Raw genomic sequence first — 22,378 nt, 5'->3', positions numbered from 1 at the left:
CGCACGGGCGTTGCGATTGCAGCACGGAACCGCGCGGCAAGTCATGCAGATTTTGCGATCAATTGCCCGCCGCAGATCACTCGCCCGCACCGCCGGCCATGGCGGCGATCGTCGCCGCAGCGTTGGCCGCGCCCTCAAGATCGATCGCGGGGCGCGCCCCCGCTTCGCGCTGCCAGGTCTCGGTCACCGCCGCCGCCATGGTCTCGACCGACAGGCGCGAGGTCGGCACCACCGACAGGAGCCCCATCTTCCCCATGCGCTCGGAGCGGAACCATTGCTCGGTCTCCTCGCCCTCGTCATAGGGCACGACGACGGCCCGCGCTTCGGCGCGCAAAAGGTTCATCACCGTGTTGTAGCCGGCCTGCGAGATCGACAGGGCGCAGCCGTCGAGCCGCTCCTGGAAGTTCGTCTCGAAGCGCTTCACGATGGTCGTCTCGTCGGCCAGCGCCGCCAGCGCCTGGAACTCGTCCTCGGCCATGCGCGGCCCGGTCAGGAAGCGCCAGACCCGGTCGGCGAGCGGCGTATGCGGCCGCGCCGCCATGACCGTGCGCATCAGAGCGCCGGCGGCCGCGCCACCGCCGGCCGACACGATCACCTCGCCATTGCCCGGCGCTGCGCCGCGCTCGGCCGGCTCGGTGACATAGCCGGTATAGCGAATGAGATCGTCGATCTCGCCGGCATGGGGATAGGTCTCGGCGAAAGTGAAGAGCGACGGATCGGAATGGACGAGCACGGCGTCGAGATGCTCGCGTGCCAGTGCGGCGCCCTTGGCGGCCCGCTCGGCATGCTTGGTCTCGACCAGGATGTCGCGCACCGAGGTCACGCATTTGACCCGCGGCTTGTCGCGCGAGGCCCGCTCCAGGAGCGGCACCAGCTCGAAATTGAACCGCCAGCGCCCGAAGGGAAACATTTCCAGCAGCACGACGTCAGGCCGGACCTTCTCATAGAGCGCCAGCAGCGCGTCGCGCCGGGCCGCACGCCATGCGTCGGTGATCGGCTGGCCGTCTGCATCGTAAAGCGTCTTGAAATTGGCGCCGTCGATATGGGTCGGCGGCAATTGCACCACCTCGGCGCTGGCGAAGGGCATTTCCGCGACCGGCATGCCGCCGAGCGCCACCGTCACCTCCATGCCGCGCCGGGCCATGGCATTGGTGAGGAGTTCGCCGCGCCGCAGATGGCCGACGCCCAGCAGATGCTGGACATGAAAGAGAACGCGCATCAGGCCGTCTTCGCCTTTCCTGTTGGTGTGGGCCGCCCGAGCGTGTCGGACAGCGCGGCGTCGAGCGCCGCGGAGGCTGCTTCCAGCGAATGGTGCCGCTCCGCCCGCCTGGATGCCGCTGTGCCCATGCGGGTCCGCAGCCCCGGATCGAGCAGCCGGCGCACCGCGGCGGCGAAGGCCTCCGCATCGCCTTCCGGCGTGAGCAGTCCGGTGATTTCGTCCTCGACGATGCCGGAGACACCGCCGCTGTTGCCCGCCACCGCCGGAAGGCCGGCCGCCTGCGCCTCGAGCAGCGCCATGCTCCAGGATTCCTTGATCGCCGGCCAGACCGTGAGATCGGCCGCGGCGAAGAGGTCGGGCATCTCATGGGGCGCCGCGGCACCATGGAACGCCACCCGGCAGGACAGGCCGGCGAAGGCGGCACGCACCTGCGGCTCGGCCGGACCGGCGCCGACGATGAGGACGTCAAAGGCCGCGCCGTCGAGCCTGCCCAGAGCCTCCGCCAGCAGGCGGTAGGAGGCCAGCTTCTGGTCCTCGCGCATCATCGCCGCGGCGATCAGCCAGGGCCGCTCCGGCGACAGGCCATGCCGTGCGGCCAGCGCCGCGCGGGTGTCGGTGCGCCGCCCGGCCGCCGCCCGCCAGGGCTGCGTATCGACGAAGGGCGGCAGCGCCCGATAGGCCGTTTTATCCCCGAGCCAGGGCATGACGCCCGCCTTGTCCGCCGGGTTGAGCCCGATGACGAGGTCGGCCCGTGACAGGGCTGCGAGGCTGGCCTCGAACCCCTGCGCCCAGCGCCCGCCGCGCTGCTTGCCGGCGACCGAGGCTTCGGCGACGACATAGGGAATGCCGAGCGCCGTTGCGACGCGCGGTCCCAGCCAGTCCGGCGCCTTGTGGTAGAGATGGTAGGTGAACCAGAGGTCGATGCGGGGCTTCGCCACCCTGCCCTGCCGCAGCAGCCGCTCGGCCAGCCGTCCGCCGACCGCCTGCAGCCGCGCCTGCCGCGCCGGGTCGCCGCGGTCGTGGCTGCGAAAGCGCGACGGCACCACGACGCTATGGCCGGCCAGCCGCAGGGCGTTGATCAGGCCACGCGCCACGGTGCGGTCGCCGGACGGCCGCGGATCATCGGGAGATTTCATCGGCGCGTAGAACGCGATGTTCATGCAGTGCCGGTCTTGGGCAGGGTCCGGGCGGGCGCCCATTCGGCGTCGGCGGCGGCGCCGCGGCTGGCGCTGCCCGAATGGCGTCCGGCCGCGATGTAGCCGTCGGCCAGCTCGCAGATCGTCTTCAGGCCGTCGAGAATGCCGTCCACCGCCACCGAGCGCGGTCGCGCCTGGCCCGGCAGCGCGCGGATGGCATCGGCCATGGCGCCGGGATTGTCTATCTCGTCATCCAGCAACATGGCGATCAGGCCGAGCTCCTGGGCCTGCGAGGCGCGGATATACTGCTCTAGCCGGGGCTGGCGGCGCGGCACGACCACGGCCGGCTTGTCGAAGGACAGGATCTCGCAGAACGTATTGTAGCCGCCCATCGCGACCATGCCGGCGGCCCGCTCGATCAACGGCTCGATGCTGGCGGCGAAGGTGATCAGGTCGACGCTGTCGAGCCGGGCCGCACGGCGCTGGAAATCCGTCTGGTAGCCGGTCTCCATGAAGGGGCCGAGAACAATCTTGGCCCGCACGCCGATCGACGGATCGGTCTCGTAGGCCCGCAGCACCCAGTCCACCAGCTGGGCACCGTCGCCGCCGCCGCCGGTGGTGACCAGCACATAGGGTCGCTCGCCGATCCGGATGCGATCCGGCAGCGCGCCCGAGGGCTCGTCCGCGCGCTGCAGATAGCCCGTGAAGGTCGCCTTGCGCCGGACCGCGTCCGAGACGCCGATATCGGCCAGCGGATCGCAGATTTCCGGCAGCCCGTAGATCCAGATGTCGTCGTAATAATTCTCGACCGCGCCGAAGGCCTCCTTGCGGGTCCATTCCTCGATCAGCCGCGACGGCTCGTCCATGATGTCGCGCAGCCCCAGCACCAGCCGGGCACCGGTTGTCCTGAGGTGATGCAGCGTCGCCTCGACCTCGCCGCGCATGCCGAGCGGCTCCTTGTCGACGATGAAGATGTCGGGATCGAAGATTTCGGCGGTCGAGCGGATGATCGCGCTGCGGATCTCGGTCAGATCCTCCAGCGACAGGCCCGGATTGGACGGCGCGTAGGTGTCGGCGCCGAGCTTGACGACGCCCGGCACGCGGATGAAATCGACCTGGGGCGGAAAACTGAACGAGCCGACGACGGGCGAGCCTGCTACGATGAGGATCGAGATGTCGGGCCGGTGCGCCACCAGGGCCTGCGCGATCACCCGGCAGCGGCGCAGATGGCCGAGACCGTAGGTGTCGTGACTGTAGATGAGAACGCGCGGAGGCCGGGCTTTCATCAGATACTCCTGCCGCTCCGACCCTGCTCGACCGGGACACACTGGCCATTTTCCGGCCCTGACGCAAGCGCGCGTGTCCCCGGGGAAACCGCGCCCGTCTACCGCTGCGACGGATCGACCGCAATGACCACAGCCGGGGACGGAGCGTTCATGAGGGCCAGTTACCGGGCGAAACCGACGTGAGCAACCGAAACAAGCTGCTGGCGCCCTTCGCCCGGCGCGAATCCAGCCGCGCCATTCCCGAGCGCGTACGCGAGGTCGTGAATCGCTTCGAAATCCGCAGCGAACGGTTGATCGGCTGGGTTCAGCTCGGCATCGGCCTGTTCATCACCGCGCTCTATCTGGTCTCGCCGCGTCCGGTGGACAGCGAGATGCAGCATCCGGTGCCGATCAGCCTCGCCGTCTATCTCTGCTTCACCGCCCTGCGCCTGTTCCTGTCCTACCGGATCCGCCTGCCGGCCTGGTTTCTCGGCCTGTCGGTCCTGGTCGACATCGCGCTGCTCTACGGTCTCGTCTGGTATTTCCATGTCCAGTACGGCCAGGGCGCCAGCTTCTCCCTGAAGGCGCCGACGGTGATGTATGTCTTCGTCTTCATCGCCATTCGTGCCTTCCGCTTCGATCCGGCCTGGGTGCTGGCCACCGGCGCGGCCGCGGCGCTCGGCTGGGTCGGGCTGACGCTCTATGCCATCGACGCCGAGGGCACCGACGCCATCACCCGCAGCTTCGTCGCCTATATCCACGGCGACGGCATTCTGGTCGGCGCCGAGATCGACAAGATCGTCGCGATCCTCGTCCTCACCACCGTCCTGGCCCTCGCGCTCGTGCGGGCCAAGCGGCTTCTGGCGGCGGCGACGCTGGAGCATATCGAGCGCGAGGAGATCCGCCGCTTCCTGCCGGCCGATGTGGAGCGCGCCATCGTCACGTCGGCGGAATCGGTGGTGGCCGGCGACGCCGAGGAGCGCGAAGCCGCCATCGTCATCCTCGACATTCGCGGCTTCACCGGCTTCATGGCCCAGCACGACGCGCGGCAGGTCGTCGAGGTGCTGGTCGGCCTGCATGCCCGCATCGTGCCGGTGATCGAACGCCATGGCGGCATCGTCGACAAATATCTCGGCGACGGCCTGCTGGCGACCTTCGGGGCGACAAGGCCGTCCCGGACAGCCGCGGCCGAGGCCCTCGCGGCCCTCTGCGAAATCCTGGCTCTGTCCCGGGAATGGGCGCGGGAGATGGAAACGCGTTTCGGTCCGATCGGCCTGCGCGTCAACGGCGCGGCGACCGCCGGGACCGTCGTCTTCACCGCGCTCGGCGACGAGCACCGGCTTGAATACACCGTGATCGGCGATCCGGTGAACCTCGCCGCCAAGCTGGAGAAGCACAACAAGGTCGAGCAGACCCTTGCCCTGACCACCCAGGCCAGCCTCGACATGGCGCAGGCGCAGGGATTTTGCCCGCCCGCCGCCGCCAGCCTGACCCGCCTCGACCGCCGGCAGGTGCAGGGTGTGGACGCCCCGCTCGACCTCGTCGCCTTCGCCTGAACGCTCAGGGCAGCTTCTGGTCGAGGAGGATCACCTCCGAATGCAGATGGTCGACGTCGCGGGGCGCGACATCCGCCGGGCGATACCAGCGCGGCAGCCTGATCGTTTCCACCGTGCCTTGATCGTCGCCCGGCGTCATGAAGCGCGTGTCGATGGCGAGGACGCCGCGCTCGCCGGTCACGATGCCGTCGGCAATATCCTGCGCATGCGCCGACAGGAACGCCGGATCGCCGGCATGCAGGATCTCGTGATAGGCGATCGCCTCGCCCTTCAACTTGCGCTGCCAGACCAGCCAGGTGTCACTGATGATAGCGTGGTGCAGGTCGAAGCCGGCATGGGCATCGAGGACAACCCGCTGCGCGGGATCGAGCCGGTCGCGGATCGCCGCCGCATCCCGCAGCACCGGCAGACGCCGCCCCGGCGTCCCGCTCGGCCGGAACAGGCTGCGGCTGTCGTCGAGCACCGAAAAACCCAGTGCCCGGATCTTGCGGCCGGTGGCCCGGCGGGCCGTCATGGTCTGGTAGGTGACGCCGGGCTGCGCCATGCCCGAGCGCAGCAGATCGTCGCCGGTGCCGTCGCCGCGATAATCGGCGAGAAGATACCAGGAGGAGAGATCGCAGAAGCGCCGCAACTGGCCGCCGATCACGCGGTCGCTGTAGACCGTGCCCATGAAGCCGACGACATGCCCGCCATCCTCCACCAGCCAGCCGCGCTCGACGCCCTCCGGCCGCCAGGGATAGTCGAGGAGCCGGGCCCAGCGCTCGCGCGGGATCCTGGCGTTCATGTGGGTGTGCAGGAGTTCGACCACCGCGGCGATGTCGCCGGCTCGTGCGGGTCGCACGATCGCGCTCATCGGACCAGTTCGTCCGTCGGTGCGCCGGCGAACAGTGCCCCAGCGTTACGCCATCGGACCGCCGGATGAGCGGCGAAAAGGGCCAGCAATTCGTCGAGAAACGCCCAGGTCTCGGCGTCGTGGTCGAGATGGTGGGTGAGGATGCCGAAGGGCTCGGCCGGATCGCTGCGCCCGAGCCGCCGGTCGGCAAGGCGCTCGGCGGCCAGCCGGACCAGCTTGTCATGCCCGGCGAAACGCGCGCCGCCCTTCCAGGTGAGCAGATCAAGATGGGCGTTCACATGGCGGCAGGCCGCCTGCGGCGAGGCGGTCTGGCGCGGCCCGAACACCGAGATGCCGGCATAGCCCATGGCCGGCAATGCCTCGGCCACCGCCGGCTCGATGCGGTTCCAGGGCGGCACCATCACCGGCACGAAACGGTCGCCGAATGCCGCCGCCAGGCGGCTGCGCCCCTCGTCGAACTCCGCCAGCACCTCGGCCAAAGGCCGGTCGCCGCCGCATTCCACGGCGCGTCCGCCGGGCGCGGCATGGTTCCGGTGGGCGTGGCCATGCTGAAGGATGGTGAGGAGCGGATCGCCGCGATGGGCGACTAGACTGTCCGCCAGCCCCGCGGGGATGACCGCCAACGCCAGCGGTGCCGCATGGCGGTGCGCGGCGGCGACCAGCGCCTCGAGCGCCGGCGTCGCGGCAATCGCATCGTCGTCCCGCCACCACATGTCGATCCGCCGGCCGGCATCGTGCCAGGCGTCGAGTTCGCTCAGAAGGTCGTCAGCGTTCCGCATGGCGCGGCTTTAGCGGCGATCGGGCGTCCGGGCAATTGCTGCGCGGCGCGACCGATCGGCCGGAGCAGGAGACGGTCAGTCTCTTTCTTCGTCTTCCTCGGCGTCCTGTTCGTCGTCCGGAATATCGGTGCCGATCAGCCGCTCGTCGGGGTCTTTGCCGGCAAAGGAATTGTCGGTGCGCTGCAGCGCATTGTCGAGGACGCCGCCATCGGCGGGCTTCTGATCGTGTCTGGGGGCCTTCGGATCGGCCATCGTGCGTTCTCCTGATGCAGTCGAACGCCTAACCACCCGAAGGCCCGCCCCGTTCCACCTGGGGGACACGGGAGGCGGCAGCGCGCTGCCGCCTCCGCTTCGCTGAGCCCTACTCGGCCGGCACGTCGCCGGCGGGCATGTAGAGATCGCCGCCCTCGCGATATTTCTGCGCCATCTTCTCCATGCCCTCCTTCTGCGCCTCGGCGCGGATGTCGTGGGAGATCTTCATGGAGCAGAATTTCGGGCCGCACATGGAGCAGAAATGCGCCACCTTGTGCGCCTCCTTGGGCAGCGTCTGGTCGTGGAAGGAGCGCGCCGTCTCCGGGTCGAGGGAAAGGTTGAACTGGTCCTCCCAGCGAAACTCGAAGCGCGCCCGGCTCAGCGCGTCGTCGCGCAGCTGCGCCGCCGGATGGCCCTTGGCGAGATCGGCCGCATGGGCCGCGATCTTGTAGGTGACGACGCCGACCTTGACGTCGTCGCGGTCAGGAAGGCCGAGATGCTCCTTCGGGGTGACGTAGCAGAGCATCGCCGTGCCGAACCAGCCGATCATCGCCGCCCCGATGCCCGAGGTAATGTGGTCGTAGCCCGGCGCGATGTCGGTGACCAAGGGTCCGAGCGTGTAGAACGGCGCCTCGCCGCAGACCCGCATCTGGCGGTCGACATTCTCCTTCACCTTGTGCATCGGCACATGGCCCGGCCCCTCGATCATCACCTGGCAGCCCTTCGCCCAGGCGATCTGTGTGAGCTCGCCCAGCGTGTCGAGCTCGGCGAACTGCGCCGCGTCGTTGGCATCGGCGATCGAGCCGGGACGCAGGCCATCGCCCATGGAGAAGGACACGTCATAGGCCCGGCAGATATCGGCGATCTCCTCGAAATGCTCGTAGAGAAAGCTCTCGCGGTGGTGGTGCAAGCACCACTTCGCCATGATCGAGCCGCCGCGCGACACGATGCCCGTGGTGCGATCCACCGTCAGCGGAATATGGGACAGCCGCACCCCGGCATGGATGGTGAAATAGTCGACGCCCTGCTCGGCCTGCTCGATCAGCGTGTCGCGGAAAACCTCCCAGGTCAGGTCCTCGGCGATGCCGTTCACCTTCTCCAGCGCCTGGTAGATCGGCACCGTGCCGATCGGCACCGGCGCATTGCGGATGATCCAGTCGCGGATGTTGTGGATGTTGCGGCCGGTGGACAGGTCCATCACCGTGTCGGCGCCCCAGCGGATCGCCCAGACCATCTTCTCCACTTCCTCGGCCATCGAGGAGGTGACGGCGGAATTGCCGATATTGGCGTTGATCTTGACCAGGAAGTTGCGGCCGATCGCCATCGGCTCGACTTCCGGATGGTTGATGTTGGCCGGGATGATGGCGCGCCCGGAGGCGACCTCGTCGCGCACCCATTCCGGGGTGATGAAGTCCGGGATCGCCGCCGAATACGGCTCCCCGTCGCGCTCCAGCGCCCGCTTCGCCTCGGCGCGGCCGAGATTCTCGCGGATCGCGACGAACTCCATCTCGGCGGTGACGATGCCGGCGCGGGCATATTCGTACTGGGTCACGGCACGCCCGCCCGTCGCCCGGCGCGGTGCGTTGCGAACCGGAAATTCCGGCGTCAGCTTTTCGGCCGGCAGATTGCCGTTGTCCTCGGGCTGCACCGCGCGGCCCTCGTAGAACTCGGTGTCGCCGCGGGCCGCGATCCAGTTTTCGCGGATGCGCGGCAGGCCCTTGGCGATGTCGGTCTCGACCTGGCTGTCCGTATAGGGGCCGGACGGATCGTAGACGATGACGTCGGGCTCGCCCGCGGTCGGATGGACGGTGATCGCGCGCATCGGCACGCGGATGTCGGGAAAGGCCGTTCCGGCCAGGTAGATCTTGCGGGAGGCCGGCAGCGGGCCGGCGGTGACGGTGGGTGTCACGGCATTCATCTTGGTTCTCCAGTCGCGCTCGCGTCGGAGATCCAGTTCTGCTTTCGGTGATCGAAAACTCTCGTCGGCCTGTCGGATCGCCCCTGTCGTCGGGGGCATGGCCCGCATTGCGGGCCGGAGAGGTCGGCGGCTTTCCCATCCCTACGCCAGTATGAACTGGATCAGGTTCGTAGGGTCGCCGCGCGCTTCGCCGATGATCGGCGGCCGTCGGCCTCTCAGTTCCTTGCCGGAACTCCCCTTGGACGAGCGGACGGTAGCAGCCCCCGTGGGGGTGTCAACAGCGGTTGCAGCGGTCGTCGCTAGAGATCGGCGAGACGACACGAAGCGGCAGAGAGCGGGAAGACGGGAAGCAGGATCGGCAGCGCCGATCGGGACATCGCGGCGGCAACGCAGGCGATGCGCCGCGAGCCAGGACGGCCGGGAGGCGGTCAGGGGCAAAGCCCGAGCCCAGAGGCCCGCGATGGGTGTCGCGGGCGGTCCGCGGCGCGAGCGGCGCCGTCGGACAAGATGTGTCACATGCGGGCGACGAGCGCCCCGTCATGCGGTCGGCAGAGCCGAGACCCTAGAGGATGTCGAGGCTGACCTTGGCGGTGCCCGAATGGATCATGCCGATCTTCGAGGCCGCGGCGCGCGACAGGTCGATGATCCGGCCGCCATGATACGGGCCGCGGTCGTTGATGCGCACGACGACGGACTTGCCGTTGCGACGGTTGGTGACGCGCACCTTGGTGCCGAAGGGCAGCGTCTTGTGAGCCGCCGTCATGGAATTCATGTTGAAGCTTTCGCCGTTCGCCGTGCGGCGACCATGAAAGCGCTTTCCGTAATAAGACGCGGAACCCGAGGCCGCGGACTTCGTTTCGGCTACGACCGGAGTGATTGCGACGGAGTACGAACCGACCATCGTTCCGGCGAAAAGCGCGGCCGCGAGAGCGGCCTTCGGCAGAAACTTCATTCTTGGCATGTCCTTGAGATGCGACGTTTGCGACGCCGCCTCCTTCGTCAATTCCTGTGACGAGAAAAAGGACGGACTCTGGCAGCAATAGGGTCTTTCTACGACAGCGGAACTTTTCGGGCCCTGGCGTATCGTCCTGAGCCCAAACGAGGAATTTCCGTCCGAGCCCTGTTTCGAATGCGACAGCGATGTCGCATTCGCGCCGATGTCGCCTTAACCGGTCAGACCGCCAGCTTCGGGGTGCGGCCGCTGTCTTCGAGTTCCCATTCGGCCTGCCAGTCCATGCCGTCCTGCGACAGGACGAGGTAGTTGCGCTCGCTCGTATAGGTCGCGCGGCGCGACGGCAGCGGCCGCAGGCGGATCTTCCGGCCGCGCAGCGGGCTCTCGCCGACACGGGCGAGAAGGCCGAGCGCAAACGGATAGGCCGGCCCGGGCGCGGGGTGGGAAATGCCGGACGCGACGAGTTGGTGCATCACACTCCCGTTCAGAAGCCGCATCTCGCCGCGCGTCGCCAGATGGATTTCGCCGGAGACGACCACGAGCCCGCCGACGGCCCGCTCGGCGCGATCGGCCAGGCATTGCAGGCAGCGGATCCATTCGCGCCGATGCGCCCGGCTCTGCCACTGGTCGCGCAGATCGTCGGACAGCTTGGCGACCCGCGGCACGATGCCGGCGACGAGCTCGGCCCAGCTCAGCCGCGGCCCGAGCACCGGCACGCTGGACATCAGCACGATCCGGTCCGGCTCCGGTGTCGCCTCCAGCGCCGTTTCGAAGCTCTTCCATCCGACCGGCCCCATCACCCTGTCGGGACGGCGTTCGCTGCGCAGGTCTGGCGCGAGGATCGTCAGGCCCGGATAGCGCACCGCAACGCCAAGGCTGCGCGCCTGCCGGTCCAGCGCGATCGCCGGCAGATCGGCCTCGTCCGCCGCCAGCTGGAAGATCAGGAACATCTCGCGCGCCGCCTCGAACAGGCCGCGTCCTACGGGACTGTCCAGAAGCGCTGCCGGATGGCTGCCCCAGCCGTCGATGATGTCGTGGTCGTCCCACATCGACACGGACGGCACATGGGCCGACATCGCGCCCATGGCGGGCCGGGCGAAGCTGATCAGATAGCGCTCGAAATAGAACCGGCGGATCGCCTCGCGGGACTCCTCGGTCAGCGGCACGGTCCCGCGCTCGTCGGGCTTCAGCGTGGTCCAACGCTGCACATCCGGATGACAGGCGAGGACGTCGTCGGCATAGAGCTGGTCGCCGCCCTGCAGCATCAGGGAGAACGGCGCGCGGTCATGCTCGGCGGTGAGCCGGGTCCACATGGCGTCGCGCTCGCCGATGTCGCGCGTGAGATCCCCGTTCTCCTGGCCGTTGCAGGAGACATAGGCGATGCGCGCCGCGCCGCCGTCGGGGCTGACGACGGCATAGTCGGTCTCGTCGATGCGGTATGAGTTGATGGTGGCGGCCGGCAGCGAGAAATCGTAGCGCCACACCGTGCGGCCGAACCTCGTGGCCAGCGCAATCGGCTGCGTCGCCTCGCCCGCGGCAAACAGCTCGGGCGCCTCGGCCGCCTCGTCCAGGACGAGGATCGCGGCAAGATGGTCGCGCCGGCCATCGCCGCCGCGTGCATAGAGGATCGGGCCGATCCGGTCCGGGAGCGGATCGGCGGCGGAAACGGTCTCGGTCATCGGCTCCTGCCGGCTTGGCTTTGACCGATGCCCGTCCCGGCTTCGGTCTCGCCCCGCCATATAGGAAGCCATGGTCGCCATGCCGACCGCAATGCCGCCATCACGCGGACCGGACGATCGGATGCCGGCGGAATCGACGGGATTGCAGCGGCGGCAGAGCCCCGCGCCGGCCGAACTCAGTCGGTGGTGGCGGTCTGGACGCCGGGCAAGGCCTGCATGCGGGCGTCGAGCGTGGCCGTATCGGCGGCGTCCGGCGTCGGCGCGGCGGCTTCCGCCGCACGAACGCGGCCGCCCTTGCCGCTGTCGGCGCGGGCCGGTTGTTCGGTCAGGCCCTGCCAGAGCGTGAGGAAGGGATTGGCCTCGTCACGGGTGGCCTTGCGCGGTGCCATGGCGGTGGCCGTCGCCAGCCCGGCGGGGGCCGATGTGTCCTGCTCCGGGCTCGGCGCGACGGCAGCCGTGCGAACCTCGTCGATGGCCGCGGCGGCACCCTTCTTGCGGACCTCCGCCTGGGACGCCATGCGGAAGCCGGCGCTGCGCTGGTCGCGCGAGATCTTCTGGTAGAAGGCGTTGCCGCCGGCAATCACCTTGTAGTGCATGTTGCCGTAGCCGAAGCTCAGGCCCGCCGTATGAAAGAACTTGGCATCGCCGACGGCAGCGTGGCGCTTGCCCGACAGCACCTCATGGGCGGTCTGCATCGCCAGTTCCTTGCCGGCCCCCATGTCGCGGGTCATCACGCCGGGCGCGAACTGCTTGGGCTGGGCGACCACGTCGCAGACGGAATCGGGATAGCTCGGCGAGCCGACGCGGTTCATCACCACGGTGCCGACGGCGAGCATGCCCTCGCGGCTGGAGCGGTTCGATTCGAAGAACATCGCCCGGGCGAGGCATTCCTGGCTCGGACCGTAGCTGAGGGGTGACACCACCTCCTCGATCTCCGGTGCGCCGACACAGCCGGAGAGGAGGGCAGCGGACAGAAGGGTGGCAAGGGCCGGCAGACGGCCGCGGATCGACAACGTGCTCATGGCGCTGTCGTGGTCACGAAATGTGTCGGCAAACGGGGCGGCGTGTGCGGGAATCACACCGGCAGGCGATTCCGCCGGCCGGTGTTGCCGAATCGCCGCGCCTGCCGCCTGGTCAGACCCGGCGTTCGATCATCATCTTGCGGATCTCGGCGATCGCCTTGGCCGGGTTCAGTCCCTTCGGGCAGGACTGGGTGCAGTTCATGATGGTGTGGCAGCGATAGAGCTTAAACGGATCTTCCAGGTCGTCGAGCCGCTCGCCTGTCGCCTCGTCACGGGAATCGATCAGCCAGCGATAGGCCTGCAGCAACACGGCCGGGCCGAGATAGCGATCGCCATTCCACCAGTAGGACGGGCACGAGGTCTGGCAGCAGAAGCACAGGATGCACTCGTAGAGGCCATCGAGCTTCTCGCGGTCCTCGTGGCTCTGGCGCCATTCGCGCTCGGGCTCGGGCGTATCGGTCTTCAGCCATGGCTCGATCGAACGCAGCTGGGTGTAGGGCACCGTCAGATCGGGGATCAGATCCTTGATCACCGGCATGTGCGGCAGCGGATAGACCTTCACCGCGCCGCGGATCTCGTCCATGCCCTTGGTGCAGGCCAGCGTGTTGGAGCCGTCGATGTTCATGGCGCAGGAGCCGCAGATGCCCTCGCGGCAGGAGCGGCGCAGCGACAGGGTCGAGTCGACCTTGTTCTTGATCCACAACAGCGCATCGAGAACCATCGGGCCGCAATCGTCGGTGTCGACGTAATAGGTGTCGGTCCGCGGGTTTTCCTCGTCGTCCGGCGACCAGCGATAGATCTTGAACTCGCGCACATTCGTCGCGCCCGCCGGCTTGTCCCACACCTTGCCGGGATTGATGGTGGAGTTCTTCGGGAGGGCAAGTTCGACCATGAGGATGTATCCGGTGCCTTTCTGGAATCGTTCGCAACATAAAGCGTGCGCTGCAAAACACCAGAGACGAAACGGCGCGGAAAGGCTTCAAATCGTTTGAAGTCCGGCCGTTTTCCGGTGTCTGCGACGTTGTCTCGCGGCCGTTGCCGGATGACGCCTGCCTCAGCGATAGATCAGCGTCGGCAGCCACATGGTCAGGGCCGGGATGAAGGTGATCAGGAACAGCACCACGAAGAGCGGCACCAGGAAGGGCGCCGTCGCCGACATGCAGCGCTCGAACGGAATGCCCGACACCCGCGACAGGACGTAGAGCACCATGCCGATCGGCGGGGTCAACAGGCCGATCATCAGGTTGAGCACCATGATCACCCCGAAATGCACCGGATCGACGCCCATCTGCATGGCGATCGGCAGCAGCACCGGCGTCAGGATGGTGATCGCCGCCACGGTCTCCATGAAGCAGCCGACGATCAGCAGGATCAAATTGATCAAAAGCAGGACGACCCACGGATTGTCCGAGATCGTCAGGATCAGCGCCGCGAACTGCTCCGGCGCCCGGTTGGAGGTCAGGATCCAGGCGAAGATCGACGCCGCGGCGACGATGAACAGGACGACGGCGGTGGTCTCGATCGTGTCGAAGGAGACCCGCAGGAACCGCTTCAGCGTCAGCGTGCGATAGACCACGAGGCCGAGGATCAGCGCCCAGGCACAGGCCGCGATCGCCGCTTCCGTCGGCGTGAAGGCGCCGGTCAGGATGCCGCCGACGATGATCACCGGCGTCATCAGCGACAGGAAGGCGCGCTTGAAGGTGAAGCCGAGGATCGACAGCTTGAACGGCTGGTCGACCGGGTAATTGCGGCGGCGGGCATAGATCGCGATCATCGCCATCAGCGAGACCGCCATCAGCAGGCCCGGAATGAAGCCCGCGGCGAAGAGCTGGCCGATCGAGGCGCCGGCAACGACGCCGTAGATCACCATCGGCAGGGATGGCGGAATGATCGGCCCGATGGTCGAGGACGCGGCCGTGATGCCGACCGCGAAGCCCGGCTCGTAATTGGCGTCGCGCATCGCCTTGATCTCGATGGCGCCGAGGCCGCCGGCATCGGCCACCGCCGCGCCCGACATGCCGGCGAAGATCACCGAGGCGCCGACATTCACATGGCCGAGACCGCCGCGCATCCAGCCGAAGATCGCCTTGGCGAAGTCGAAGATCCGCTCGGTGATGCCGGCGGCATTCATCAGGTTGCCGGCGAGAATGAAGAAGGGGATGGCCAGCAGCGGGAAGGAATCGACGCCGTTGATCATGCGATGGATGACCACGACGTCGGGCACCCGGCCCTCGACCAGGATGAAGATCGCCGAGGAGCCCGCCAGCGCGATGGCGACCGGCACGCCGAGGATGATCATCCCCAGAAGCAGCACGAACAGCATCGTCAGCAGCATGGAAACCCCGAACAACAGGTAAGGCCGCGACCGGCCGGGCGCACCGGCCCGGCGTCGCATGCGAAGGAATGGGAGGCAGCGCCGCGCCTGGGCATCAAAGGCCGGTGCCCGTCAGCGCGAAGCGTTCCGGGTCGATCAGCCGGCTGGTGCCGCTGCGCCAATGGCGGATCAGGGCGATGAGCGCATAGACGGTCATCAGCGCGAAGCAGACCGAAACACCCCAGTAGACGGAGGATTTCGGCACGTCGATCGAGACCATCTTCTGATGCGTGCGGCCGGCAAGCTGGACGCAGAACCAGCCCATGGCGCCGTAGAAGACCAGCGTGATGACATCGACGGTGATCTGCGCCACGAAGCGGCCCCGCCGCGGCAGGTAGCGGTAGAAGAGCTCGACCGCGATGTGGCTTTCCTTGCGGGCCGCCATGATCGCGCCGATGAAGGTGACCGCGATCAGCAGGAAGCGCGCGATCTCCTCGGTCCAGCCGAGGGAATTGTTGAGCACGTAGCGCGTGAAGAACTGCAGGAAGACCACGAAGGCCAGGAGCCAGAAGACGCCGAAGACGACGCCGTCGCTCCAGCGCAGATCGGACAGATCGACGGGCTGGTCGGCGAAGGGATTCGGCTCCAGCGGCTGCACGCCTGCTTCCGGGCCGGGATCGATTTCAGGTGACGCCATGACCGCATCCGGAACGAGGAGACAGGCCGGGCGCGCTGAGCGCGCCCGGCAAGACTTCCGAGGAGAAGGAGACTATTCGATCGCCTGGAGGCGGTCGTAGGTCTCCTGGTCCCAGGTGGCGTCGGGGCCGTTATGCAGCTTCATCGTCGCCTCGCGGAACGGCGTGATGTCGACCTCGTGGACGTTGACGCCCTGCTCGCGGAACCACTCGGCGAGCTTGGCCTCGTTCTCGCGCACCTGCGTGGTGGCGCAGTCGGCGGTTTCCTTGAGCACATCGGAGAGCGCCGTCCGGTCGGCCTCGTCCATCTGGTCCCAGGTCGGGCCGCCGACGATGGTCAGGAGCGCATCGTTGATATGGGCGGTCAGCGAGATGTCCGTCTGCACCTCGTAGAACTTCTTGGCCTGGATGGTCGGCAGCGGGTTCTCCTGGCCGTCCACCGTGCCCTGCTGCAGGGCCAGATAGACCTCGGCGAAGGCGATCGGCGTCGGATTGGCGTTCACCGCCTTCGGGAACATCATGTAGAGCGGGGCATTCGGCACCCGGATCTTCATGCCCTCCATGTCGGCCGGCGTGTTGATCGGCTTGTTCGCCGTCACGTGCCGCTGGCCGTAATAGGTGGTGGCGACGACGTGGTTGCCGGTCGCCTCGTTGTAGCCGGCCGCCAGTTCCTTGAAGAGATCGGAGTTGCGGAACGCGTCCCAGTGGTCGTAACCGCGGAACATGAAGGGCGCGCCGCCGATGGCGATCGGGCCGTAGGCACGGCCGGCGAAGAGCTGGCCGGTATAGATCACGTCGACGGTGCCGAGGCCGAGGCCTTCGTTGATGTCGACTTCCTTGCCGAGCGAGGACGCCGGGAACACCTCGAAGGAATAGCGATCCTCCGTCGCCGCCTTCAGCTTGTCCGACGCCTCCACCGCGCAGGTATGGTACGGCTCGCTGGACTCGTAGACATGGGCGAATTTCAGCGCCGTCTGGGCGAAGGCCGGCTGCGCGGTGAGCGCAATGGCAGTCGCGGCCGAAAGAGCCAGTACATGCTGTGTGTATTTCATCTTGTTCCTCCCCAATGTATACACTGTTTTCAGGCGATCATATTGATTGCATCCCACAGCGCAATGGCCCCATCGTCGTTCTTGACGATCGCTGCCGCAAGGGCGGCGATGCAGAATGAGGCGGTCAGCGGCGCGACGAGGTATCCGGCCGGTGCGATCGGTCGAGACAGAGGATAGTTCAGACATGTCGACGAATACGGTGCGCCTCGACCCTTCGGACAACGTGGTCACGGCGCTGAAGGCGCTGGAAACCGGCGCCGCGGTCGAGGAGACGACGACGCTCGGACTGGTCCCGCGCGGCCACAAGATCGCCACCCGGGCCATTCCCGCCGGAACGCCGGTGATCAAATATGCGCACATCATCGGCTACGCCGCCGAGGACATCGCGCCCGGCAGCCACGTCCACACCCAGAATGTCGAGTTCCGCGGCACGGCCCACAATTACGATTTCTCGACCGACCTGCGCCCGGTCGCCATGGTGCCCGAGGACCAGCGCGACACCTTCATGGGCTATCGCCGCAAGGACGGCCGGGTCGGCACCCGCAACACCATCGCGGTGATCACCTCCGTCAACTGCTCGGCGACGGCGGCCCGCAAGATCGCCGAGGCCTTCGGGCCGGAGGAGCTGGCGGCCTATCCCAATGTCGACGGCGTCACCGCCTTCGTCCACGGCACCGGCTGCGGCATGGGCGGCGACGGCGAGGGCTTCGAGGCGCTGCAGCGGATCATGTGGGGCTATGCCCGCCATCCCAACGTCGCCGGCGTGCTGATGGTCGGCCTCGGCTGCGAGGTGAACCAGATCGACTGGCTGCTGGAAGCCTTCGGGATCGAGAAGGGCCCGATGTTCCACGCCATGAACATCCAGGACGTGGCGGGCCTGCGCCGCACGGTCGAGATCGGCGTCGAGCGGGTCCGCGCCATGCTGCCGATCGCCAACGAGGCGCGCCGCGAGCCCTGCCCGGCCTCCGAACTGATGGTGGCGCTCCAGTGCGGCGGCTCCGATGCCTGGTCGGGCATCACCGCCAATCCGGCGCTCGGCTATGCCTGCGACCTGCTGGTCGCCCAGGGGGGCACCGGCGTCCTCGCCGAAACGCCGGAAATCTACGGCGCCGAGCATCTCCTGACCCGCCGCGCCAAGGACGAGAAGACCGGTCGCAAGCTGGTCAAGCTGATCGAGTGGTGGGAGGATTATACCGCGCGCAACAAGGGCTCGATGGACAACAACCCGTCGCCCGGCAACAAGAAGGGCGGCCTGACCACCATCCTGGAAAAGTCGCTGGGCGCCGCGGCCAAGGGTGGCACGACGCCGCTCAACGGCGTCTTCCGTTACGGGGAACCGGTCAATACGCGCGGCTTCGTCTTCATGGATTCGCCCGGCTACGACCCGGCCTCGGTGACCGGCCAGATCGCCTCGGGCTGCAACCTCGTTGCCTTCACCACCGGCCGCGGTTCGGCCGCCGGCTTCAAGCCCTCGCCGTCGATCAAGATCGCCACCAACACCGAGATGTATCGCAAATTGTCCGAGGACATGGACGTCGATTGCGGCCGGATCGTCTCGGAGGGGCTGTCGATCGAGGCCGCCGGCCGCGAGATCTACGAATTGCTGCTGCGCGTCGCGTCGGGCGAGATGTCGAAGTCCGAGGCGCAGGGTCTCGGCGACTACGAATTCGTGCCCTGGCAGATCGGCGCGACCATGTAGGCAGGAGCGTTTGTGGGCGGCCGCTACGGCGCCGCCGCCCGTGCGCGATCCTCGGTGAGCGGCGCAGATCATGTGCGCCGCGCATTCACCGGCTCAGTCCCGGACGAAAATCCCCAGACCCGCCCGGTCGTAATAGTCCAGCGTGACGTCCGCGATCCGGCCATCGTCTCCCGGGCGGAACCGCGCGAGCGACGGCCCGGTGGCGTTCTCGCCGATCGTCTCGAAGGTGAAGACGTCGCCGTCATGAGCGGTGAGGGCGAAACGCGTCGGCGCTTGAGCCGGGCCGAGGATCATCGAAAGAGCGCCCTCCTCCGCCTCGACGCGGAGCGGGCCGTAATAGCTGTTCTGGTAGCGGCCGGCATAGGTCTCGAGGTCGCGCGGTGGGGCGGCATCGGCGGGCGCCGGCGGCACCTCCGCCGCCTCGAGCTCGGCGGCCCGCTGCGCCGCGAAGATGCCGCCGATGAAGCCCAGCCAGTCGACGGTCTGCTCGCCGTTCTGGACGATATCCATGAAGCTCGCGCAGATCGCTTCCGGCACGCCGATCGGCTCGCCATTGGTCAGGACGACGATGCCGAGTTCCTCGCCGGGAAGCAGCGAGATCGCCGTCGCGGTGCCGAGGTTGAAGGCGCCGGAATGGCCGAGCGTCACCCGGCCAAGATCGTCGGTGCCGACGTTCCAGCCCAGCCCGTAGAAGCCGGCGCGGATTGCCGGATCGGCCGGCAGGCGATTGGGCATATGCGGCTGATGGGTCGCCGCCAAGGCGCTTTCGTCGATCAGGGTCGTGCCCTCGAAACGACCCTTGCCGAGTTGCAGGCGCAGGAAGCGGGCCATATCCGAGATCGAGGCGCTGGCACCGCCGGCCGGTGCCTCTGCGTCCGCCACGCGTTCGTAGCGCGCCTCCCAGCGCCGCTCGTCCGGCGCGCCGGCCCGCACATGGATCTTCGCCCGGTTGTCATGCCCGGCATAGTCCGCGTTGCGATAGCTCGTGCGGGTCATGCCGAGCGGCTGGAACAGCCGCTCGGTGGCAAGCGCCTCGAAGGGTTGGCCGGCGGCCTTGGCGGCGGCGACCGCACCGGCGGTATAGCCGAGATTGGAGTAGTGATAGGTCGAGCGGAACGGGTCCAGGGGCTGCTGGTCGATCCGCGACAGGATCGTCTCCCGGTCGAAGCCGAGATCTTCGAGAAGGTCGCCGGCCCCCGTCGCCAGCCCCGAACGGTGCGACATCAGATCGGCGAAGGTCGCATGATCGCTGACATAGGGATCGGACAGGGCGAAGGACGGATCGTAGCCGCGCACCCTCTGGTCCCATTCCAACAGGCCGTCACCGACGAGCCCGGCGACGAGGGTCGAGGCGATCGGCTTCGACAGCGAGGCGAGCAGGAAGACCGTGTCGGTATCCACCGTCTCCGGCTGGCCGACTTCGCGCAGGCCGAAGCCCTTGGCGAAGAGCACCTCGTCCCGGTAGACGACCGCGACCGCGACACCCGGCACGCCGGTCGTGTCCATCACGCCCTCGACGACCGCGTCGAGGCGATCGACGGCCCGGTCCACCTGCTGCCGGTCCAGAAGCGGCGGCACCGGCATGACGGGCGCTGGCAGGAGATTGGCGGGCGAAGGCGACGCGGCTTCCTGCGCCATCGCGGGTGCTGCCGGGGCTCCCAGAAACAGGCTGAGGGCCAATACCGGCAGGGCCGGCGTTCCGACCAGATGGACAAGGCGGATCATCGCAAGGCTCCCTTCACCCGCACCGGACGACCGAGCGGGTGAAGCAACCTTACGATGCGGCAGATGCGACAGGAACCCCGTGATCCCGGCGGGGTTTCGGCCGCGTTAACGGATCAGGGCGCCGTAATGGCGAACGACTTCGCCGGCCAGCTCGTGCCCACGTTCGGCCGCCTGCCGCGGTTCGGCGCCGTCGAGGCGCGCGGCGAGATAGCCGGCATTGAAGCTGTCGCCCGCCCCCGTCGTGTCGATGACGTCGGCGACCTTGCGTGCGGCGACGGTTTCGAAGCCGGCATCCGTCGCGACCAGCGCCGGATCGGAGCCGTCCTTGACCACCACTTCGCCGGTGCCGCAGGCGAGATACCGCCTGGCGGTCGCCTCGGGCGAGGCGTCACCGAAGGCCGCGACCTCGTCGGGGAAGCTCGGCAGGCAGAGGCTGGCGACGGCGGCGCCCGCCTCCATCGCCGCCCGCATCACATCCGGCTCGGGCCACAGCCGCGGCCGGATGTTCGGATCGAAGGCGACCAGCTTGCCGGCGGCGCGGGCCGCGCCCAGCATGTCGAGCAGGCGCTGGCGATCATCCGGCGACAGGATCGCCAGGGTGATGCCGGAGAAATAGAAGGCGTCGCCGCTCGACGCGGCCGCGTCCAGCTGCGCCGGGTCAGCTGCCAGCAGCTTGGCCGCGGCGCTGTCGCGCCAGTAGGAGAAGCTGCGTTCCGCGCCGTCCAGATGGATCATGTAGAGGCCCGGCATCCGCTCGGGGATGCGGCGGACGAGATCGGTCGCAAGCCCCGCCTCGGTGAAGAAGGCCAGCATCTCGTCCGATGTCGTGTCGGTGCCCAGCGCCGTGTGATAGGCGACGTCCCAGCCTTCGCCGAGCCCGCGCCGCAGATACCAGGCGGTGTTGAAGGTGTCGCCGGCAAAGCCCTTGCGATAGAGCCCCTCGCCGGCCGAGGACAGCTCCACCATGCATTCGCCGATGGAGACGATGCGCCTGCGGGTCGCCGCGCTCATGCCGGCACCCGATGGGCGGCCGCATCGCCGTCGAGGGTCGCCACCGCGGCCATGACGCCGCGCAGTTCCGCCAGCCCGCGCATCCGGCCGATGACCGGATAGCCCGGATGGGTGCCGCGACCGATGTCGGACAGAAGCTCGTGGCCGTGATCGGGTCGCATCGGGATTTCTGCGTCGGCCCGGCCCTCGGCCCGGCGACGGCGCTCCTCGGCCATCAGAACACGCACCAGCGCCACCATGTCGGTGTCGCCGGCCAGATGATCGGCCTCCTCGAAGGAGCCGTCGGCGTCCTTGGCGACGTTTCTGAGATGGGCGAAATGGATCTTGTCGGCAAAGCGCGCAGCGATCGCCGGCACGTCGTTGGCCGGATTGGCGCCGAGCGAGCCCGAGCAGAGCGTCAGGCCGTTGGCGGGCGACGGCACGGCATCGAGCACGAAGGCGATGTCCTCGGCGTTGGAGACCACCCGCGGCAGGCCGAAGAGCGGTCGCGGCGGATCGTCGGGATGGACGCAAAGCCGCATGCCGGCCTCTTCGGCCACCGGCACCACCGCTTCGAGGAAGCGGCGGTAATTGGCCCGCACGTCGTCGCGGGTGATGCCGGCATAGCGACCGAGGATCTCGCGCAGGCCGGCGACGTCGTAGCGGGCATAGGCGCCCGGCAGGCCGGCATTGATGGCGGTCAGCAGCCGCTCGCGATCGGCCGGCGTCGAAGCCTCGAACCAGGCTTTCGCGCGCGCCAGCGTCTGCGGCGCAACGTCGTCGGTCGCGCCCTCGCGCTCCAGCATGAAGACGTCGAAGGCGACATATTCGTGCATGTTGAAGCGCAGGCTGGTGCCGCCGCCCGCGACCGGCGCGGCGAGTTCGGTCCGCGTCCAGTCGAGGAGCGGCATGAAATTGTAGCAGACGGTGTGGATGCCGCAGGCGGCGAGATTGCGCAGCGACTGGCGATAGGTCTCGAACAGCGGCTCCAGATCGCCGTCGCCCAGCTTGATGCGCTCATGCACCGGCAGGCTTTCCACGACCCGCCATTCCAGGCCGAGCGCCGGATCTTCGGCGATCAGCGCCTTTCGCGCGGTGATCGCCTCCACCGTCCAGACCTCGCCATAGGGGATCTCGTGCAGGGCATTGACGATGCCCCGGGCGCCGGTCTGGCGGATTTCCGATAGCTGGATGCGATCCTGCGGCCCGAACCAGCGCCACGTTTCCTGCATGTTGCGTCCCCACCCCGGTCGCGTGTCGGGCGCCCTGCAG

19 protein-coding genes and 1 riboswitch are annotated in these 22,378 nt (G+C 68.1%); of the genes, 2 read left to right on the top strand and 17 right to left on the bottom strand.

The features are described 5' to 3' along the window. Positions 1-76: 76 nt before the first annotated feature. The 3 genes from H9Q09_RS14830 to H9Q09_RS14820 are packed head-to-tail and all read right to left on the bottom strand — an operon-like array spanning position 77 to position 3,641. Positions 77-1,219, bottom strand: a complete 1,143-nt coding sequence (locus H9Q09_RS14830; protein ID WP_187391666.1) for a glycosyltransferase — start codon at positions 1,217-1,219, stop codon at positions 77-79. Continuing rightward, entirely contained in the window at positions 1,219-2,379 is a 1,161-nt protein-coding gene (locus H9Q09_RS14825; protein ID WP_187391665.1) for a glycosyltransferase family 4 protein, read from the bottom strand. Before H9Q09_RS14825 ends, H9Q09_RS14830 begins: the two co-directional genes overlap by 1 nt. Continuing rightward, complete coding sequence (locus H9Q09_RS14820; RefSeq protein ID WP_210315371.1) at positions 2,376-3,641, bottom strand: glycosyltransferase; 1,266 nt, start codon at positions 3,639-3,641, stop codon at positions 2,376-2,378. The genes H9Q09_RS14825 and H9Q09_RS14820 overlap by 4 nt, the downstream gene beginning before the upstream one ends. A gap of 179 nt (positions 3,642-3,820) precedes the next feature. On the opposite strand from H9Q09_RS14820, the gene H9Q09_RS22690 reads away from it, so the two are divergent. Further along, on the top strand, positions 3,821-5,176 hold the full coding sequence (locus H9Q09_RS22690; RefSeq protein ID WP_187391663.1) for an adenylate/guanylate cyclase domain-containing protein: 1,356 nt from the start codon (positions 3,821-3,823) through the stop codon (positions 5,174-5,176). 4 nt (positions 5,177-5,180) lie between these two features. Here the strand turns inward: H9Q09_RS22690 and H9Q09_RS14810 are convergent, their stop codons facing one another. The 11 genes from H9Q09_RS14810 to H9Q09_RS14760 form a co-directional block, all read right to left on the bottom strand. Beyond that, the gene (locus H9Q09_RS14810) at positions 5,181-6,029 is read right to left on the bottom strand and encodes a hypothetical protein (protein ID WP_187391662.1); all 849 of its coding nucleotides are present in this window, start codon (positions 6,027-6,029) and stop codon (positions 5,181-5,183) included. Beyond that, a complete protein-coding gene (locus H9Q09_RS14805; protein ID WP_187391661.1) occupies positions 6,026-6,808 on the bottom strand; it encodes a polysaccharide deacetylase family protein in 783 nt (260 codons plus the stop codon). The genes H9Q09_RS14810 and H9Q09_RS14805 overlap by 4 nt, the downstream gene beginning before the upstream one ends. Before the next feature lie 75 nt (positions 6,809-6,883). Further along, positions 6,884-7,060, bottom strand: a complete 177-nt coding sequence (locus H9Q09_RS14800) for a hypothetical protein (RefSeq protein WP_187391660.1) — start codon at positions 7,058-7,060, stop codon at positions 6,884-6,886. Positions 7,061-7,169: 109 nt separating this feature from the next. Beyond that, entirely contained in the window at positions 7,170-8,978 is a 1,809-nt protein-coding gene (thiC, locus tag H9Q09_RS14795) for a phosphomethylpyrimidine synthase ThiC (protein WP_187391659.1), read from the bottom strand. A 121-nt stretch (positions 8,979-9,099) separates the two neighbouring features. Next, positions 9,100-9,227: riboswitch (TPP riboswitch) on the bottom strand. 313 nt (positions 9,228-9,540) lie between these two features. After that, entirely contained in the window at positions 9,541-9,879 is a 339-nt protein-coding gene (locus H9Q09_RS14790) for a septal ring lytic transglycosylase RlpA family protein (protein ID WP_228240791.1), read from the bottom strand. A gap of 272 nt (positions 9,880-10,151) precedes the next feature. After that, positions 10,152-11,609, bottom strand: a complete 1,458-nt coding sequence (locus H9Q09_RS14785; protein WP_246716156.1) for an alkaline phosphatase D family protein — start codon at positions 11,607-11,609, stop codon at positions 10,152-10,154. A gap of 176 nt (positions 11,610-11,785) precedes the next feature. Then, the gene (locus tag H9Q09_RS14780; protein ID WP_187391657.1) at positions 11,786-12,631 is read right to left on the bottom strand and encodes a cell wall hydrolase; all 846 of its coding nucleotides are present in this window, start codon (positions 12,629-12,631) and stop codon (positions 11,786-11,788) included. A 112-nt stretch (positions 12,632-12,743) separates the two neighbouring features. Then, on the bottom strand, positions 12,744-13,523 hold the full coding sequence (locus H9Q09_RS14775) for a succinate dehydrogenase iron-sulfur subunit (protein ID WP_009207956.1): 780 nt from the start codon (positions 13,521-13,523) through the stop codon (positions 12,744-12,746). A gap of 162 nt (positions 13,524-13,685) precedes the next feature. Next, positions 13,686-14,966: a TRAP transporter large permease gene (locus H9Q09_RS14770; protein ID WP_024351837.1), complete on the bottom strand. Its 1,281-nt coding sequence runs from the start codon at positions 14,964-14,966 to the stop codon at positions 13,686-13,688. A 94-nt stretch (positions 14,967-15,060) separates the two neighbouring features. Then, on the bottom strand, positions 15,061-15,642 hold the full coding sequence (locus H9Q09_RS14765; protein WP_187391656.1) for a TRAP transporter small permease: 582 nt from the start codon (positions 15,640-15,642) through the stop codon (positions 15,061-15,063). 72 nt (positions 15,643-15,714) lie between these two features. Continuing rightward, positions 15,715-16,692, bottom strand: coding sequence for a sialic acid TRAP transporter substrate-binding protein SiaP (locus H9Q09_RS14760; protein WP_187391655.1), 978 nt, complete (start codon positions 16,690-16,692; stop codon positions 15,715-15,717). Between the two features lie 184 nt (positions 16,693-16,876). Between H9Q09_RS14760 and H9Q09_RS14755 the strand changes: the two genes are divergently transcribed. Continuing rightward, positions 16,877-18,391 carry an altronate dehydratase family protein gene (locus H9Q09_RS14755; protein WP_187391654.1) on the top strand — a complete coding sequence of 505 codons (1,515 nt, stop codon included), beginning with the start codon at positions 16,877-16,879 and terminating at the stop codon, positions 18,389-18,391. A 93-nt stretch (positions 18,392-18,484) separates the two neighbouring features. Here H9Q09_RS14755 and H9Q09_RS14750 read toward each other — a convergent pair whose 3' ends face one another. From H9Q09_RS14750 to uxuA, 3 genes are all read right to left on the bottom strand, one after another. Continuing rightward, complete coding sequence (locus H9Q09_RS14750; RefSeq protein ID WP_187391653.1) at positions 18,485-20,116, bottom strand: serine hydrolase; 1,632 nt, start codon at positions 20,114-20,116, stop codon at positions 18,485-18,487. 105 nt (positions 20,117-20,221) lie between these two features. Further along, positions 20,222-21,127: a sugar kinase gene (locus H9Q09_RS14745; RefSeq protein WP_187391652.1), complete on the bottom strand. Its 906-nt coding sequence runs from the start codon at positions 21,125-21,127 to the stop codon at positions 20,222-20,224. Then, on the bottom strand, positions 21,124-22,338 hold the full coding sequence (gene uxuA / locus H9Q09_RS14740) for a mannonate dehydratase (protein ID WP_187391651.1): 1,215 nt from the start codon (positions 22,336-22,338) through the stop codon (positions 21,124-21,126). Before uxuA ends, H9Q09_RS14745 begins: the two co-directional genes overlap by 4 nt. Positions 22,339-22,378 lie beyond the last annotated feature (40 nt).

This window comes from Aurantimonas sp. DM33-3 (assembly GCF_014334315.1).
In the GTDB taxonomy this organism is placed as follows: domain Bacteria; phylum Pseudomonadota; class Alphaproteobacteria; order Rhizobiales; family Rhizobiaceae; genus Aurantimonas; species Aurantimonas coralicida.
The sequence above is the reverse complement of the archived record's forward strand: the minus strand, read 5'-3'. Positions and strand labels throughout refer to the sequence as shown.

Excerpts from the sequence above, each read along its gene's own strand:
- H9Q09_RS14830 (WP_187391666.1), bottom strand. The coding sequence starts at position 1,219 with ATGCGCGTTCTCTTTCATGTCCAGCATCTGCTGGGCGTCGGCCATCTG.
- H9Q09_RS14825 (WP_187391665.1), bottom strand. The coding sequence starts at position 2,379 with ATGAACATCGCGTTCTACGCGCCGATGAAATCTCCCGATGATCCGCGG.
- H9Q09_RS14820 (WP_210315371.1), bottom strand. The coding sequence starts at position 3,641 with ATGAAAGCCCGGCCTCCGCGCGTTCTCATCTACAGTCACGACACCTAC.
- H9Q09_RS14810 (WP_187391662.1), bottom strand. The coding sequence starts at position 6,029 with ATGAGCGCGATCGTGCGACCCGCACGAGCCGGCGACATCGCCGCGGTG.
- H9Q09_RS14805 (WP_187391661.1), bottom strand. The coding sequence starts at position 6,808 with ATGCGGAACGCTGACGACCTTCTGAGCGAACTCGACGCCTGGCACGAT.
- H9Q09_RS14800 (WP_187391660.1), bottom strand. The coding sequence starts at position 7,060 with ATGGCCGATCCGAAGGCCCCCAGACACGATCAGAAGCCCGCCGATGGC.
- thiC (WP_187391659.1), bottom strand. The coding sequence starts at position 8,978 with ATGAATGCCGTGACACCCACCGTCACCGCCGGCCCGCTGCCGGCCTCC.
- H9Q09_RS14790 (WP_228240791.1), bottom strand. The coding sequence starts at position 9,879 with ATGGTCGGTTCGTACTCCGTCGCAATCACTCCGGTCGTAGCCGAAACG.
- H9Q09_RS14785 (WP_246716156.1), bottom strand. The coding sequence starts at position 11,609 with ATGACCGAGACCGTTTCCGCCGCCGATCCGCTCCCGGACCGGATCGGC.
- H9Q09_RS14780 (WP_187391657.1), bottom strand. The coding sequence starts at position 12,631 with ATGAGCACGTTGTCGATCCGCGGCCGTCTGCCGGCCCTTGCCACCCTT.
- H9Q09_RS14775 (WP_009207956.1), bottom strand. The coding sequence starts at position 13,523 with ATGGTCGAACTTGCCCTCCCGAAGAACTCCACCATCAATCCCGGCAAG.
- H9Q09_RS14770 (WP_024351837.1), bottom strand. The coding sequence starts at position 14,966 with ATGCTGCTGACGATGCTGTTCGTGCTGCTTCTGGGGATGATCATCCTC.
- H9Q09_RS14765 (WP_187391656.1), bottom strand. The coding sequence starts at position 15,642 with ATGGCGTCACCTGAAATCGATCCCGGCCCGGAAGCAGGCGTGCAGCCG.
- H9Q09_RS14760 (WP_187391655.1), bottom strand. The coding sequence starts at position 16,692 with ATGAAATACACACAGCATGTACTGGCTCTTTCGGCCGCGACTGCCATT.
- H9Q09_RS14755 (WP_187391654.1), top strand. The coding sequence starts at position 16,877 with ATGTCGACGAATACGGTGCGCCTCGACCCTTCGGACAACGTGGTCACG.
- H9Q09_RS14750 (WP_187391653.1), bottom strand. The coding sequence starts at position 20,116 with ATGATCCGCCTTGTCCATCTGGTCGGAACGCCGGCCCTGCCGGTATTG.
- H9Q09_RS14745 (WP_187391652.1), bottom strand. The coding sequence starts at position 21,127 with ATGAGCGCGGCGACCCGCAGGCGCATCGTCTCCATCGGCGAATGCATG.
- uxuA (WP_187391651.1), bottom strand. The coding sequence starts at position 22,338 with ATGCAGGAAACGTGGCGCTGGTTCGGGCCGCAGGATCGCATCCAGCTA.